Annotated in this window: 13 protein-coding genes; 9 read left to right on the forward strand and 4 right to left on the reverse strand. The window is 69.0% G+C overall.

Annotated features, from left to right (window positions below):
- Window positions 1-221: 221 nt before the first annotated feature.
- The 5 genes from ispG to MJ605_RS09230 all read left to right on the forward strand — a co-directional run bounded on the left by ispG (window position 222) and on the right by MJ605_RS09230 (window position 4128).
- Window positions 222-1478 carry a flavodoxin-dependent (E)-4-hydroxy-3-methylbut-2-enyl-diphosphate synthase gene (gene ispG / locus MJ605_RS09210; RefSeq protein WP_243041134.1) on the forward strand — a complete coding sequence of 419 codons (1257 nt, stop codon included), beginning with the start codon at window positions 222-224 and terminating at the stop codon, window positions 1476-1478.
- A gap of 7 nt (window positions 1479-1485) precedes the next feature.
- Window positions 1486-2163 carry a class I SAM-dependent methyltransferase gene (locus MJ605_RS09215; protein ID WP_243041135.1) on the forward strand — a complete coding sequence of 226 codons (678 nt, stop codon included), beginning with the start codon at window positions 1486-1488 and terminating at the stop codon, window positions 2161-2163.
- 13 nt (window positions 2164-2176) lie between these two features.
- Window positions 2177-2458, forward strand: a complete 282-nt coding sequence (locus MJ605_RS09220) for a DUF1905 domain-containing protein (protein ID WP_243041136.1) — start codon at window positions 2177-2179, stop codon at window positions 2456-2458.
- A 103-nt stretch (window positions 2459-2561) separates the two neighbouring features.
- The gene (locus tag MJ605_RS09225; RefSeq protein ID WP_243041137.1) at window positions 2562-3380 is read left to right on the forward strand and encodes an HD-GYP domain-containing protein; all 819 of its coding nucleotides are present in this window, start codon (window positions 2562-2564) and stop codon (window positions 3378-3380) included.
- A gap of 70 nt (window positions 3381-3450) precedes the next feature.
- The gene (locus tag MJ605_RS09230; protein ID WP_243041138.1) at window positions 3451-4128 is read left to right on the forward strand and encodes a MarC family NAAT transporter; all 678 of its coding nucleotides are present in this window, start codon (window positions 3451-3453) and stop codon (window positions 4126-4128) included.
- A 15-nt stretch (window positions 4129-4143) separates the two neighbouring features.
- Here MJ605_RS09230 and aat read toward each other — a convergent pair whose 3' ends face one another.
- The 3 genes from aat to trxB all read right to left on the reverse strand — a co-directional run bounded on the left by aat (window position 4144) and on the right by trxB (window position 7312).
- On the reverse strand, window positions 4144-4872 hold the full coding sequence (aat, locus tag MJ605_RS09235; RefSeq protein WP_243041140.1) for a leucyl/phenylalanyl-tRNA--protein transferase: 729 nt from the start codon (window positions 4870-4872) through the stop codon (window positions 4144-4146).
- Window positions 4873-5058: 186 nt separating this feature from the next.
- Window positions 5059-6201, reverse strand: coding sequence for a GNAT family N-acetyltransferase (locus MJ605_RS09240; protein ID WP_243041378.1), 1143 nt, complete (start codon window positions 6199-6201; stop codon window positions 5059-5061).
- 145 nt (window positions 6202-6346) lie between these two features.
- Window positions 6347-7312, reverse strand: a complete 966-nt coding sequence (trxB, locus tag MJ605_RS09245) for a thioredoxin-disulfide reductase (RefSeq protein ID WP_243041141.1) — start codon at window positions 7310-7312, stop codon at window positions 6347-6349.
- 463 nt (window positions 7313-7775) lie between these two features.
- On the opposite strand from trxB, the gene MJ605_RS09250 reads away from it, so the two are divergent.
- From MJ605_RS09250 to MJ605_RS09265, 4 genes are all read left to right on the forward strand, one after another.
- Window positions 7776-8840: an alanine dehydrogenase gene (locus MJ605_RS09250; protein WP_243041142.1), complete on the forward strand. Its 1065-nt coding sequence runs from the start codon at window positions 7776-7778 to the stop codon at window positions 8838-8840.
- Between the two features lie 90 nt (window positions 8841-8930).
- Window positions 8931-11267, forward strand: a complete 2337-nt coding sequence (locus tag MJ605_RS09255; RefSeq protein ID WP_243041143.1) for a DNA translocase FtsK — start codon at window positions 8931-8933, stop codon at window positions 11265-11267.
- 116 nt (window positions 11268-11383) lie between these two features.
- The gene (gene lolA / locus MJ605_RS09260) at window positions 11384-12046 is read left to right on the forward strand and encodes an outer membrane lipoprotein periplasmic chaperone LolA (protein ID WP_243041144.1); all 663 of its coding nucleotides are present in this window, start codon (window positions 11384-11386) and stop codon (window positions 12044-12046) included.
- A 7-nt stretch (window positions 12047-12053) separates the two neighbouring features.
- On the forward strand, window positions 12054-12731 hold the full coding sequence (locus tag MJ605_RS09265) for a YoaK family protein (protein ID WP_243041145.1): 678 nt from the start codon (window positions 12054-12056) through the stop codon (window positions 12729-12731).
- A 74-nt stretch (window positions 12732-12805) separates the two neighbouring features.
- On the opposite strand, the gene MJ605_RS09270 is transcribed toward MJ605_RS09265, so the two are convergent.
- Window positions 12806-15850: a ligand-binding sensor domain-containing diguanylate cyclase gene (locus tag MJ605_RS09270; RefSeq protein ID WP_243041146.1), complete on the reverse strand. Its 3045-nt coding sequence runs from the start codon at window positions 15848-15850 to the stop codon at window positions 12806-12808.
- Window positions 15851-15860: the final 10 nt, after the last annotated feature.

A 15860-nucleotide genomic window follows, 5' to 3' on the forward strand; every position in this document is an offset into this window, starting at 1 on the left:
TGGCGGAAATAAGTCTGCAACATAAGTGCTAGGCCTCCTGGTCCGAGCTCGTTTCCGTGCCGCCATGATCCTCGCTCGCGGGCCGGGAATGGCCGTCGTGCGCGGTTTTGCCGCATCGCTGAACCGTACTGGGGGCTTGCTGGGGCGCCCGGGCGCCATTCGGTTATGCTGTGGCGGTTGCCGCCATCGTCCGCGGCTCAAGTGCGCGATCCCGACTTCCCATGAGCGACCAGTCTCCCTCCCCGCGTTCCGCCCAGCCCGAGTCCCGCCGCCCCAGCGTGGGCGTACAGATCGGCAAGATCACCGTGGGCGGCGGCGCGCCCATCGTGGTGCAGTCGATGACCAACACCGACACCGAGGACCCGGTCGGCACCGCCAGGCAGATCGCCGAACTGGCGCGCGCCGGCTCCGAGTTGGTGCGCATCACGGTCAACACGCCCGCCGCCGCCGCCGCCGTGCCGCGCATCCGCGACCGGCTGGCCATGATGGGCGTGGACGTGCCGATCATCGGCGACTTCCACTACAACGGCCACCAGTTGCTGGAGGCCGAGCCGGGCTGCGCCGAGGCGCTGGCCAAGTACCGCATCAATCCCGGCAACGTGGGTTTCGGCAAGAAGAAAGACAGCCAGTTCGGCGCGATCATCGAGAAGGCCATCCAGTACGGCAAGCCAGTGCGCATCGGCGCCAACTGGGGCTCGCTGGACCAGAGCATGGTCGCCACCCTGATGGACGAGAACGCCAAACGCGCCGAGCCGTGGGACGCCTCCCACGTGGCGCGCGAGGCGCTGATCCGCTCGGCGCTGGATTCGGCCCGGCGCGCCGAGGAACTGGGTCTGCCGCGCGAGCGCATCATTCTCTCGTGCAAGGTCTCCGGCGTGCAGGAGCTGATCGCGGTGTACCGCGACATCGCCGCGCGCTGCGACTACGCCCTGCACCTGGGCCTGACCGAGGCGGGCATGGGCTCCAAGGGCATCACCGCCTCGTCGGCGGCGCTGGCGGTGCTGCTGCAGGAAGGCATCGGCGACACCATCCGCATCTCGCTCACCCCCGAGCCGGGCGCTTCGCGCACCGGCGAGGTGATCGTGGCGCAGGAGCTGCTGCAGACCATGGGCCTGCGCGCGTTCACCCCGCTGGTGACCGCCTGCCCGGGCTGCGGACGCACCACCAGCGAGTTCTTCCAGGAACTGGCGCGCACGGTGCAGGCGCACGTGCGCGAGCAGATGCCGGTGTGGCGGGTGAAGTACGACGGCGTGGAGAACCTCACGCTGGCGGTGATGGGCTGCGTGGTGAATGGGCCGGGCGAATCCAAGCACGCCAACATCGGCATCTCGCTGCCCGGCAACGGCGAGGCGCCCTCTGCGCCGGTGTTCATCGACGGCGAGAAGGCGATGACCCTGCGCGGCGACAACATTGCCCATGAGTTCATCGGCATCCTCGACGACTACGTCGCCAACAAGTACGCCAGCCGGGTGGGCTGACGGGCGCATGGCCATCGGCGGCCCGGGCGAATCGCTGATCCTCGACGCCTGGCACGCCAACGCCACGCCCTGGACGCGCGCCGTGCGCGCGGGCGGCATCGAGAGCCGCCGCCTGGCGACCGACCGCGCCATCGTCGAGGCCGTGCTGGCGCGCGCGCCGCGCACCGCGATCGACTTCGGCTGCGGCGAGGGCTGGCTGGCACGGGCCCTGGCGGCGCACGGCGTCGACGTCACCGGCGTGGATGCGGTGCCGGCCCTGGTCGAGGCGGCCCAGGCCCAGGGCGGCGGCTCGTTCCAGGTCATGTCCTACGCCGAGGTGGCGGGCGGGGCGCTCAGGCGGCGCGCCGACGTGGTGGTATGCAATTTCTCCCTGCTGGGCGCGGCTTCCGTGGACGGCCTGTTGGCCGCCGTACCCGCCTTGCTGGAGCCGGGCGGGGCGCTGCTGGTGCAGACGCTGCATCCTTGGTATGCCGGCGTCCAGCCCTACCGGGACGGCTGGCGCGAGGGCTCATGGGCCGGCTGCGGCGAGGGGTTCGGCGACCCGGCGCCCTGGTATTTCCGCACCCTTGGCGGATGGCTGGACGCCTTTACCGTCGCGGGCCTGCGCCTGACCGCCCTGCACGAGCCGCTGCACCCTCGCACCGGCAGGCCGGCTTCCGTTATCTTCACGGCGGGGACCCGCTGAAGGGGGACGGGGCATGGGCAGGCATCGTGCCGTTGCGTTTCGCGCCATCGTGCAGGGCGGCCACCAGCCATGGCTGGTGCTCTTGCCGTTCGATCCGGTCAGCCAGTGGTCCACGCCGGCGCGTCCGCTGTGGAAATGCGGCCATGGGCACCGTGTCCGCGGCAGCCTCAACGGGCGTGATTTCCATGGTGCTGTGGTCGAGCGGGGCGGTGCGTTCTGGCTGCAGTTGGAAGAGGCGGCCGGGGTGGATCCCGGGCAGAGCGTGGATGTGCTGATCGAGCCGGAAGAGGGCTAAGAGCCTGTTCACGATCTCAGCGTTGCCCACGGCCTTCCGTCTGCGGGTATGCTCGCCGGCGCCCCCCGCCAGGAGACAAGTGCTGGGACGGCGGGGGGGATCGGTGAGGCTCAAGCCGCAAATTCGCATCGTGTTCATCTATGTCACGCTGGCCCTGGCGTGGATCTTCCTTTCCGACCGCCTGCTGTCCTCGCTGGTGTCCGACGAGCGCCTGCAGAGCCTGCTGCAGACCCTCAAGGGCACCTTGTACGTGCTGTGCACGGGCCTGCTGCTGTATTGGCTGATCGGACGCGACATGCAGCGCCTGGATCGCCTCAACCATTTGCTGCTCACCGGCAACGAGCAGTCGCTGCGCGCCCTGGTGTCGGCGATGGACGCGCGCCACAAGGAAACCAGCGACCATTCTGAGCGCGTGATGCGCATGACGGTGGCGCTGGCGCGCTGCGCCGGGCTGGATGGCGACGCCCTGCGCCACGTGCGCTTCGGCGCGCTGCTGCACGACATCGGCAAGCTGGCCCTGCCGGATGCCATCCTGATCAAGCCTGGCCCGCTCACGGCGGAGGAAACGGCGCTGATGCGAACGCATCCGGCGCTGGGTCGGGACTTGCTGATGCGCACGCCCTTCTTGCGCCCGGCCGTGGACATTCCCTACGCCCACCATGAGCGCTGGGACGGCACCGGCTACCCGCGCGGCCTGCGTGGTGAGGAGATCCCGCTGGCGGCGCGCCTCTTCAGCGTGGTGGACGTATGGGATGCGCTGAGCTTCCCGCGCGTCTACAAGCCGGCCTGGCCCGAGGAGGAGGTGCTGGCGTACCTGCGCAACGCCGCCGGCAGCCAGCTCGATCCGGCCATCGTGGCGCTGTTCCTGCGGCACTATGCCGAGCTGAAGGCGATCGGCATGGACGAGCGGCTGGAGGCGTGATCGCGGGCACTTCTCCCCGCCCGGGAGGGTTCGCTAGGCTTGGCTCCTGCCGTAGGCCTGCGGGAGGCACATGAACCTCTTCCTCGATTACGTCGCGTTCGGCCTGCTGGGCCTGCTGCCCATCGCCAACCCGGTGACCAGCGCCACCGTGCTGCTGGCACTCACCGGCCGCTACCCGCAAGCGGAGCGAAACCGGCAGATCAACCGGGCCACGCTCTACGTGGCGATCGTACTGCTGGTGTGCTTCTACGCCGGCAACGCGGTAATCCGCGGCTTCGGCATCTCGATTCCCGGGCTGCGCCTGGCCGGCGGCCTGATCGTGGCCTATATCGGCTTCGGCATGCTGTTCCCGCCGGCGCGGGCGGCGGAGGACGAGGTCCAGGCCGAGATGGCCGCGCATGGATCGCCGGCGAAATTGCAGGACGTCGCCTTCATTCCGCTGACCATGCCGTGCACCACCGGACCGGGCACCATCGCCTTCGTCATCAGCGCCGCCTCGTCCCTGCCCGCCGGGCAGGCCGGCCCGCTGGTCGTGCACCTGGCCGTCGCCACTACGACGCTGCTGTTCGCGCTGATCTTCTGGCTGTGCCTGCGCGGCGCGGCCAGGATCATGCGTGTCCTCGGCGAGACGGGCATCGACGCGCTGTCGCGCCTGATGGGCTTCCTGCTGGTGTGCATCGGCGTGCAGTTCGCCATCAACGGCGTGCACGAGCTGCTTCAAGGCTGGGGCTTCATCGCCGGCGCGTGACGGGGCGCCGGTGAGCTATGGCGCAACCGGCCGCAACTGCGCCAGCGGCGTGAACGCGGCCCAGCTGCCGGGCTGGCCGGGCAGCTGGGTGAGCTGGGCGATCATGCGCAGGAACTGGGGGCGGGGATATTCCACCGCGCCCAGCTGCAGCAGGTGCGGGTTGGTCACCTGCGCGTCGATCAGCGGGTAGTCCCAGCGGTGCAGCAGCTGCGCGAGCGCCGTCAGCGCCGCACGGGAGCCGCCGCTTTCGCGGCTGAACATCGATTCGCCGCAGAACAGCCGTCCCACCGCGATGCCATAGACGCCGCCGACCAGCCGCTCGCCCTCCCATACCTCGACGCTGTGCGCATGGCCAAGCTCATGCAGGCGGGTATAGGCCTCGACCATGGCCGGCACGATCCAGGTGCCCGCCTGGCCGGGGCGCGGGGCGGCGCAGGCGTCCACCACCTCGCGGAACGCATGGTCCACGGTGATCCGCCAGGAGACCCGGGCCAGCCGGCGGCGCAGGTTGCGGTTGACCTTGAGCGCAGCGGTGTGGAACACGCAGCGTGGGTCGGGCGACCACCACAAGAGCGGCTCGTCCTCGTTGAACCAGGGGAAGATGCCCTGGGCGTAGGCGGCCAGCAGCCGTCGGGGCGACAGGTCGCCGCCGAACGCCAGCAGGCCGTTCGGCTCGTTCAATGCCTTGCGCGGATCGGGGAAATGCTCCGGCTTGGCCGAATCGAGCAGGGGCAGTCGGATCATCGTCGGGGTCTGCGGAGAACCTTGGGGCGCGAGCGCTACGCGACACATGCTAGCGGCATGCCGCGCCGATTAGCATGATCGCCCTCCACGCGGTCGCCGGCGCCGCATGGCTGGCCTCCATGGCCATCGGCTACCGGCAGGCCCGTCAAGCGGCCGATGCCGTATCCAGTGCGAGGCGATGAACCGCTACGGGGCATCCATCTTGGCGTAGGGACTATGGGTATCCAGTTCCCGCGCGTAGTCGTCGATGGCCTCGGCCTCGTGCAGCAGCGCCTGGCGCACCGCCTCGCGGAAGCCCGGATCGACCAGGTAGTGGCGCGAATGCGTGCGCGTGGGAAGAAAACCGCGGGCCAGCTTGTGCTCGCCCTGCGCGCCCGGTTCGAAGCGTTGCAGGCCATGGCGGATGGCATGCTCGATGCCTTGGTAGTAGCACAGCTCGAAGTGCAGGCCGGGTACGTCCTCGATGGCGCCCCAGTAGCGCCCATACAAGGTGTCGTGGCTCTGCAGGAACAGCGCCATCGCGACGATCGCCTCACCCCGGCGGGCCAGGGCCAGTTGTACGGCATCGCCCAGCGTCTCGCCCAGCGCGGTGAAGAAGCGCCGGGTGAGCGCGGCATGGTTGCCCTTGGCGTCGAAGGTGGACTCGTACAGCGCATGCACCTGGCGCCACTCGGCGGCGCTCAGCGCGGCCCCGCCGCGCATGGCGATGGCCAGGTCGCTGCGTTCGACCTGGGCGCGCTCGTGGCGAATGTTCTTGCGCTTCTTGTGGTTCAGCGCGTGCAGGAAGGCGTCGAAATCCGCGTAGCCCGCGTTGTGCCAATGGAACTGCACGTCCGAACGCGCCAGCCAGGCATCGTCGAAGGCGGCGAGTTCATCCTCGCGCAGGAAATTGGCGTGCACCGAGGAAAGTCCCATGCGCTCGGCGAACATGCCCATGGCCGATACCAGGGCTTGCCGCCGCGATGGAGCCTGCGCACCATTGCCGGCCAGCAGGCGCGGGCCGGGCACGGGCGAGTAGGGCACGGCGTTGAGCAGCTTGGGATAGTAGTCGCCGCCGGCGCGCTCCCATGCGCTGGCCCAGCTCCAGTCGAACACGAACTCGCCGTGCGAGTTGCCCTTCAGGTACAGCGGCGCGGCGGCGATGAGTTCGCCGTCCTCGTACAGGCCGAGATGGTGCGCGCGCCAGCCCCAGTCGGCGCGGATGCAGCCGGTGCGCTCGAGCAGCGCCAGGAAGGCATGCGAGACGAACGGGTTGTCGTCGGGGCGAAGCGCATCCCACACGGGTGCGGGGATGGTTTCGATGCTGTCGTGGAAGCGGGCTTCGATCACGTCATTCAAGAGTAACGCAACGCCATGTCGTCATGCCGGCGCATCGCGACGACCGTTGATTGAAGGACAGGCCGTCATTCCGGCCTGCGCCGGAATGACGGGCAGGGGTGCGGCGCATCCATGCACTGGAGGGATGGGCAGGCGTTCAGCTCGCCGGGCCCTGCTGGTCCAGCCAGCGCTCGGCATCCAGCGCGGCCATGCAGCCGAAGCCGGCCGAGGTGATCGCCTGGCGGTAGACGTGGTCGGCCACGTCGCCGGCGGCGAACACGCCCGGCACCGAGGTCATGGTGGCCATGCCGGCAAGGCCGCTGCGGATCTTGATGTAGCCGTCGTGCATGTCCAGTTGGCCGTCGAAGATGCCAGTGTTGGGCGTATGGCCGATCGCCACGAAGAAGCCGGTGACCGGCAGGTCGCGGGTGGCACCGGAGTTGACGTCCTTCACGCGCACGCCGGTGACGCCGGAGTCGTCGCCCAGCACCTCGTCCACCGAGTGGTTCCACACCAGCTCGATCTTGCCGGCAGCGGCCTTATCGAACAGCTTGTCCTGCATGATCTTCTCGGCGCGCAGCTTGTCGCGGCGGTGGATCAGGTAGACCTTGCTGCAGATGTTGGCGAGGTACAGCGCCTCCTCGACGGCGGTGTTGCCGCCGCCGATCACCGCCACTTCCTGCTCGCGGAAGAAGAAACCGTCGCAGGTGGCGCAGGCGGACACGCCGCGGCCCTTGAAGTGCTCCTCGCTGGCGATGCCGAGGTACTTGGCGGTGGCGCCGGTGGCGATGATCAGCGCGTCGCAGGTGTACTCGCCCGAGTCGCCCTTGAGGCGGAACGGCCGCTGCTTGAGGTCCACGCTGTGGATGTGGTCGAACACCATCTGGGTCTCGAAGCGCTCCGCATGCTGCGCCATGCGCTGCATCAGCTCCGGTCCCTGCACGCCCTTGTCGTCGCCCGGCCAGTTGTCCACCTCGGTGGTGGTCATCAGCTGGCCGCCCTGCTGCAGGCCGGTGATCAGCGTCGGCTTGAGGTTGGCGCGGGCCGCGTAGACGGCGGCGGTGTAGCCGGCGGGACCGCTGCCCAGGATCAGCAGGCGGCTGTGCTTGGTCGATGCGTTCATGCGTTCCTTCTCTCCGCCTCGTGGGCGGCGATCTGCTTTTTAGGGTCGGGTGGGCGAGGGAGCCTGGCCGCCGCGGACGGACAACCAGGCTCCGGCGAAGGGTGGACGGCGTCGCCCATCATGGGGGTGGACTGGCTGGTTTTCACCTAAGGCCAGGCTATCCCTTTGACTTTCCTAATCATGCGCAAAGTGGTCTGCTTATGCGGCGTGTCGGGAATGTGAAAACGGCCGGTCCGTCATGGTTATAATCCTGCGGGTTTGCTGGCGGCTTGAACAGCCATTCGCTCCATCCCTTGCGGCGGTTTCCTCAGGCCGTGTCGCAGGTCCGGGCGAAGCGTCCGAACCCGCAAGGATGGGGAAGGCGCACGGGCGATTCAAGGCCGCCGTACCTCGCGTTTCGTCGGATCGTTGCCCGGTCCGGTGTCGTTGCCACCCAAAGCTTCTCCCACAGGATCCACTCCCCATGCGTATCGGTATTCCTTCCGAAACCAAGACCCTCGAAGGTCGTGTCGCCCTCATTCCCGCCGCCGCCGCCGACCTGGTGCGCCGCGGCCATGACGTCTTCATCCAGTCCGGCGCCGGCGAGAAGAGCGGCTTCTCCGACGAGGCCTACGCCAAGGTCGGCGTGAAGATCGCGCCGGACGCCGCCGCGCTGTACGAGGCGGGCGAGCTGATCGTGAAGGTGAAGGAGCCGGTGGCCGGCGACCTGGCCCTGCTCAAGAAGCACCACCTGCTGTTCTGCTACCTGCACCTGGCCGCCGAGCCGGAGCTGACCAGGCGCCTGCTCGAGATCGGCCTGACCGGCGTGGCGTTCGAGTCGGTGGAGGAGAACGGCGGCCTGCCGCTGCTGCTGCCGATGTCGGTGATCGCCGGCCGCATCGCCACCCAGATCGGCACCACCCTGCTGCATCGCCCGGAGGGCGGCAAGGGCAAGCTGCTGGGCGGCATGGCCTCCACGCCGCGCGGCAAGGTGGTGGTGCTGGGCGCCGGCGCCGCGGGCGGCAACGCCGCCGCGCTGGCCGCCGCCGCGGGTGCCAACGTGGTGGTGTTCGACAAGCGCCAGGACCGCCTGGCCGAGATGATGGCGCTGGGTCCGAACGTCACCGCCCTGTATGCCTACGAATCGACCGTGGCCGAGGAAGTGGCCACCGCCGACCTGGTGGTCGGCGCCGTGCTGATCCCCAGCGCCAAGGCGCCGCGCGTGGTCACCGAGGACATGGTCAAGACCATGGAGAAGGGCAGCGTGCTGGTGGACATCTCCATCGACCAGGGCGGCTGCTTCGAGACCTCGCGCCCGACCACCTGGAAGGAGCCGACCTACGACGTGCACGGCGTAACCCACTTCTGCGTCACGAATATGCCGGGTGCCGTCCCGCAGACCTCGTCGGTAGCGATCTCTGCGGCTATCCTTCCCTACGTGCAGCGTCTGGCCGCCGGCAACGAATGGCGCCAGTTCGAACCGCTGCGCGGGGGCATCAACGTCGACAACGGCGAGCTGGTTCATCCGGCGCTCAAGGGCATGATCTAAGGTCTCCCTGTCGTTTCGGCGGATGCAACACTGGCCGGTCGCCTCCATGGGTGGCCGGCCTTACGCCAGAGAATCGGGAAAAGGACCACGGTGGCGCGTAGCGCGAACGTCAAGAAAGAAAAGCCGCGCGAGGGCCTCAGCGAGGAGCTGAAACGCCGTCTGCGCGAGGCCGGCGCCCTGTTGCTGCTGCCCCTGGCCTTGTACCTGTTGGTCTGCCTGTTCAGCTACAACGACCAGGACCCGAGCTGGGGCCACGCGGGCACCGCCGAGCACACCAGGAATTTCGGCGGCGAGGTGGGAGCCAATATCGCCAACGTGCTGCGCTACATCTTCGGCCTGGTCTCCTATTGCTTTCCGCTGCTGCTGCTCGCTTTGGGCGTGCAGGTGCTGCGCCATCGCGGCGAGCGTAGGGTGCAGCCGTGGGAGCCCTCCCTGCGCCTGATCGGCTCGGTGTTCTTCTTCATCACCGCGCCGGCGCTGCTGTACATCATCTTTCAACGTGACTATGTCGCCCCGCAGGGCGCGGGTGGCGTAGGCGGCATCATCGGTTTGTGGCTGGGTCGCGGCTTGCTGCATGCGCTGGGCGACAAGGGCGCGCCGCTGCTGCTGCTGGCCTTGTTCCTGGTGGCGGTGACGCTGGCCACCGGACTGTCGTGGTTCCGCGTGATGGACCTGACCGGGCAGGGCGTGCTCAAGCTCGCCGGCTGGTTCGGCGGCAAGCTGCGCGAGGCCCCGGAAATGATGGCCGCCCGTCAGGCCCGCGCCGAGCGCGAAGTGGTCAAGAAGACCGAGGCCGTCAAGCAGGCCAGGCGCGAGCCGCTGCGCATCGAGACGCCGCCTGCACCGGTGGTCAAGAGCGAGCGCGCCCGGCTGGAGACGCAGATCCCGCTGTTCACCGGCGCCTCGATGCCGGGCGAGCTGCCGCCGCTGTCGCTGCTGGACGAGGCGCCGCCGCAGGGGCCGGGATATTCCGAGGAAACGCTCGAGGTGCTGTCGCGCCAGGTGGAGCTCAAGCTCAAGGATTTCCGCATCGAGGCCAGGGTGGTCGGCGCCTATCCCGGCCCGGTCATCACCCGCTTCGAGCTGGAGCCCGCCGCCGGCGTGCGCGGCTCGCAGGTGTCCAGCCTGGACAAGGACATCGCGCGCGGCTTGTCGGTGGTCAGCGTGCGCGTGGTGGACGTGATCCCCGGCAAGAACGTGATCGGCCTGGAGATTCCCAACGCCAAGAAGCAGATCGTCTATCTCTCCGAGATCCTGCGCTCGGACAAGTACGACCAGCTGAAGTCGCCGCTGGCGCTGGCGCTGGGCAAGGACATCGCCGGCCGGCCCGCGGTGGCCGACCTGGCGAAGATGCCGCACCTGCTGGTGGCCGGCACCACCGGCTCGGGCAAGTCCGTGGCGGTCAACGCCATGGTGCTGAGCCTGCTCTACAAGAGCAGCCCGAAAGACGTTCGCATGATCATGATCGACCCGAAGATGCTGGAGCTTTCGGTCTACGAGGGCATCCCGCACCTGCTCGCGCCGGTGGTGACCGACATGAAGGAGGCCGCCAACGCGCTGCGCTGGTGCGTGGCGGAGATGGAGCGCCGATACAAGCTGATGGCCGCGGTGGGCGTGCGCAACCTCGCCGGCTTCAACAAGAAGGTGAGGGAGGCGGAGAACGCCGGCCAGCCGCTGCTGGACCCGCTGTTCCGCCCCAATCCGGAGATGCCCAACCTCGCCGCCGAGCCGCTGGAACCGCTGTACCACATCGTCATCATCATCGACGAGTTCGCCGACATGATGATGATCGTCGGCAAGAAGGTCGAGGAACTGATCGCCCGCCTGGCGCAAAAGGCGCGCGCCGCCGGCGTGCACCTGATACTGGCCACGCAGCGCCCGTCGGTGGACGTGATCACCGGCCTCATCAAAGCCAACATCCCCACCCGCATCGCCTTCCAGGTGTCGAGCAAGATCGACTCGCGCACGATCCTCGACCAGTCCGGCGCGGAGACACTGCTGGGCCACGGCGACATGCTCTACCTGCCGCCGGGCACGGCCACGCCGGACCGCGTGCACGGTGCCTTCGTGGACGACCACGAGGTGCACAACGTGGTGAACTGGCTGCGGGCGCAGGGCTCGCCACAGTACATCGAGGGCGTGCTGGAAGAGGTGCAGGCCACCGCCGACGGCAAGTTCATCAACGACTCGGGCCTGCCGCAGGACGGCGAGGAAGGCGGCGACGCCGATGCGCAGCTGTACGACAAGGCCGTGCGCATCGTCACCGAGACGCGCCGCGCCTCGATCTCCGGTGTGCAGCGCCACCTGCGCATCGGCTACAACCGCGCCGCGCGCCTGATCGAGCAGATGGAGCAGGACGGCGTGGTGAGCGCCCCGCAGCACAACGGCAACCGCGAGGTGCTGGCGCCGCCGCCACCGAAGAACTGAGCCGGCTTGCTCGTCATGCCGGCCTGCGCCGGCATGACGGCTGAAAGATCCGGGCGATTTGCCATTAAACTTACACACCTCGAAATTCGCCCATCAGCCTCCTTTCCAGGGCATTCATGAAACGCTCGCTTCTACTCGTTGCCGCCACCTTCGTTTTCGCGTTGGCCAGCTTGGCCCAGGCCGCCGCGGGTCCCGCGCGCGCGCGCCTGGAGACCTTCACCAGCGGGCTGCATTCGCTCACCGGTACGTTCGCGCAGACCATCCGCGACGCCAACGGCGATCCGGGCAAGCCCAGCTCGGGCACGCTCGCGCTGGAGGCGCCGCGGCAGTTCCGCTGGGAAACGCTGGCGCCGTCCAGGCAAACCATCGTGGCCGACGGCAGCCGCGTGTGGCTGTACGACCCGGACCTGCAGCAGGTAACGGTGCGCGTGCAGAGCGCGGAGGAGTCGCACAGCCCGCTCACCGTGCTCACCGACGTCAAGCAGATGGACAAGGACTTCAACGTGGCCGAGCAGGGCGAGCACGACGGCCTGGCCTGGCTGCGCCTGACCTCCAAGGCCAAGGACCCGCAGTTCGACTACGCCGACCTCGGCTTCGATGCCAACGGCCTGGCGCGCATGGTGTTCCGCGACCAGCTGGGCGCGGTCACCGACATCCGCTTCTCGGGCTGGCGGCGCAACATCGAGATTCCGCCCGCCACCTTCAACTTCGTGCCGCCGCAGGGAGCCGACGTGATCGGCGACCTGCCGGTGATCCAGACCCAGCCCATCAAGAACTGATCCCGCCATGCTGCGTCAGCTGCCTCGCTGGGCCTGGGTCGGTGGCGGCCTGCTGGCCCTGATCGCCGGCTGCATCAACGCGGTCGGCTACTTGTGCTTCCGCCACCAGCCGATCACCCACCTCACCGGCACCAGCACGGAGCTTGGCCTGGCCCTGGCCCGGCTCGACGCCGGCGAGATCCTGCATTGGGCGATGGCGATCCTGTCGTTCCTGATCGGCGCGGTGGCGAGCGGCTTCATCGTGCAGCAGCGCACCTTGCAGCTCGGGCGCCGCTACGGCGTGGTGCTGATGATCGAGTCGCTGCTGCTGTTCGCCGCCACGCCGCTGATCCACGAAGGCCGCGATCTCGGCCTGTACCTGGCCTCGGGCGCCTGCGGCCTGCAGAACGCCATGGTCAGCACCTATAGCGGCGCCACCTTCCGCACCACCCACTTGTCGGGCATCTTCACCGACCTGGGCATCTACCTCGGCCAGCGCCTGCGCGGCCTGGAAGTGGACTGGCTGCGCATCCACGTGTGCCTGCTGGTGGCCTCCCACTTCATCGTCGGCGCCACCCTGGGAGCGCTGGGCTTCATGGCCTTCCAGGAGCACGTCCTGTACGTGCCCGCCGCGATCACCGGCGTGGTGGGCCTGGGCTACACGATCTACCGGCATTTGTATCTCGGTTCACCATCGGGCGGCTGAGAGAGTCGAACCCCTCCCCAACCCTCCCCTACGGTCGCAGGGGAGGCTGGGAGGGGGGCAACCTCGAACAAGCCCTACGGCGCGGCCGCGCTGCGGTTGCGCCCGCCGTGCTTGGCCTCGTACAGCGCGCGGTCGGCGCGCGACAGCCATTGCGACAGGCTCTCGCCGGCCCGCCAGGCGGCCACGCCGATGCTCGCCGTCATGGCGATGGATTGTCCCTCGTGCACGACGGGCGAGGCGGCCAGGGCCCGGCGGATCCGTTCAGCCACCTCCATGCCTTGCGCCAGCGTCGTGCCGGGCAGGCAGGCCACCAGTTCCTCGCCGCCGTAGCGGCCGGCCAGGTCGCCTTCGCGGCACTGTTCGCGCACGATGCGGCCGGCGGTGCGGATCACCGCGTCGCCCGCCAGGTGGCCATAGGTGTCGTTGATCTGCTTGAAGTGGTCCAGGTCGAGCAGGGCGACGCAGGCATTCCCGTCGGCGGCCTGCCCGCGGACCTCCTCGGCCAGCTGCAGGAAGCGCCGCCGGTTGCACAGGCCGGTCAGCTCGTCCGTGCTGGCCAGTTCGTCCAGGCGCTGGTTGGCGCTGAGCAGGTCGCGGGTGTGCGCGTCGATCTGCTGCTGCAGCTGGCGCGCCTGGCGCCGCAGGTAGAGCGTGCGCAACTGGGTAACTCCGGCCAGCGCCGCCAACAGCAGGAGGCCGCCCGCGACCAGGGCGGTGAGCGTTTCGTACCAGCGCGGCTCGACCGCGATGCCGATCGTGGCCATGATGGCGCGCGGCTCCATGCCATGCGTCTGCGCCCGCAGCTGCAGCGCGTAATCCCCATGGGGCAGGTTGGTGTAGATGACGGAGGGCAGGCTGCCGTGCGGTACCTCGGTCCATTCCTCGTCGAAACCCATCATGCGGTAGCTGTAGCTGGTTTCCGCGGGCGCCTGGTAATCCAGCAGGGCGAAGTCCAGGCGCAGGCTGCGGCTGTGCGGTCCCAGCCGCAGGGTCTCGCCCGCGCGCGGCAGCCGGGCGAACGGCAGGGGCTGGCCGTTGAGCGTGGCGTAGGTGATGGCCAGCGGCGCGTCGGGACGGTCCGGCGGGCGCCAGTCGGGGCGCACCACGGTGAGCCCGCCCAGGCCGCCGAACAGCAGCTCGCCGCTGGGCGCGCGTGCCGTGGCGGCATAGATGTAGCTGGCGATGCGCAGGCCATCGCGGCTGCCCAGGTTGCGTGCGACATGGGTGGTGCCGTCGATGCGGGAGATTCCGTTGGGCAGGCTGACCCAGGCATTGCCCTGGTCGTCGCTCTGCACGGCGTTGATGTTCTCGCTGCTCAGCCCTTGCGGCACGCCGATGGTGCGGAAGCGGAACGGCTCGCCGGGGGCGTGCGATTCGAGCAGGGCGAGCCCGCCGTAGGTGCCGATCCACAGCGCGCCCTGCGGGTCGCTGGCGATCGAACTGACCAGGTTGTTCGGCAAGCTGGACGGATCGTCCGGCTGGTTCAGCACGTTGCGGAAGCCGTGGTTCTGCATCGCATCGCCGGCGATGCTGATGCCATGGCTGGTGAGGTACCAGACCGCGTTGCCGATGCGCTCGATGGCCCGCACCGTATTGCTGGCCAGGCTGTCCGGGTCGTTGGGATCGTGCCCGATGTGTGCCAGCGCCCGGGTTCGCGTGTCGTAGCGGTACACGCCGTCGTACGTCGCGATCAGCAATTGCCGGTCGTATCCCAGCAGGTGCAGCACCGGCTTGTCGTCGAGCGCGGGGATGGCCGAATCTTGTACCGCCAGCGTGTCGGGCGAGATGCGGGCCAACCCCTGCGTACCGACCCAGATCGCGCCGTCGGGCATTTCATGGAACGCCTGCACGTCGCGCCGGGTCTGGCTGCCGCCGAGCTGCAGGTGCCGGATCACGCCGTGCTCGACATCGATCACGTCGATATGCCCGGCGCTCATGCCCAGCCAGATGCGTCCCCGCGTATCGACATAGATGCCGCGCACGTTGGTGTTGGCGAGGGTGCGCTCGTCATGGCTGGAAGGCAGCAGTGCGAACGCGGTGCGGGCGTCGGGATCGTGGCGCGCCACGCCGAGGTCCGTGGCGACCCAGACATTGCCGGCATGGTCCTGCAGCAGCGCGCGCACGGCGTTGCCCGGCAGCGAGGAGGGCATCGCCGTGTCGTGCAGCATCGGGCGCACATGGTCGCTGCCGGGCGTGTAGGCCAGCACGCCATCACCATCGGTGCCCAGCCAGAGGGTGTCGGCGTTCAGTTCCAGGAAGTCCCGCACGGTGGGGTGCCGCTCGCCATCCTGCCGATAGCCGCTGAAGCCGCCCACCGCCTGCCAGCGCCCGTCGGCATCACGGTAGGCCGCGCCGGAACGCGTGCTGCCCACCCAGAGCCGTCCCTCGCGGTCCTCGTGCAAGGCCCAGATGCCGTCGCTCAGCACGGTGTGGATGTCGCCCGCCGGGTGCCTCGGCCGCACGAAGGCGTGGCTGCCCACATAGCGCACGAACAGGCCGAGGTTGTTGCCGAGCCACAGGTTGCCGGCATGGTCCTGCAGCACGCTGAAGTTGCGTGGCGCGGCGGCGTTGCCGGTGGGCACGGCGGTGATGCGGTTGCTGCGCAGGTCCAGGTGGTCCAGGCCGCGCTCGGTGGCGATCCATGCGCCGCTGTCGCCGTCACGCGCCAGCGCATAGATCTTGCCGTCGCTGGTGCCGTCCTTGCCGACGGGGTAGTTGTGGAAGCGGTTGTCGGCGGGATCGAACCGGCTCAATCCGCCGGCGTTGGTACCGATCAGCAGACTGCCGTCGGGCAGGGCCAGCAGGCTGCGGACATAGGCGTCGGGCAGGCCATAGGCCGGGTTGCCGGTGGCGGTGAACACCTGCATGCGGTAACCGTCGTAGCGCACCAGGCCGGCCATGGTGCCGATCCAGACCAGTTGGCGCTCGTCCTGGGCGAGCGCGGTAGTGATCGAGTGGGGCAGGCCGTCGCTGACGCCCAGGCGATCGAACCAGGGCGCGTCGAACGGTGCCCACGGATCCTCGGCCCGCGCCAGCCCCAGCGGCAACAGCACGAGCCAGGGCAGCAGGAGGGCCAGCCGCCATCCGCGCGGCGCGCGGCCGGCAAGGTACCGGATCACGGCGCGCCCG

Source organism: Dyella sedimenti (assembly GCF_022760995.1).
Classification (GTDB): domain Bacteria; phylum Pseudomonadota; class Gammaproteobacteria; order Xanthomonadales; family Rhodanobacteraceae; genus Dyella; species Dyella sedimenti.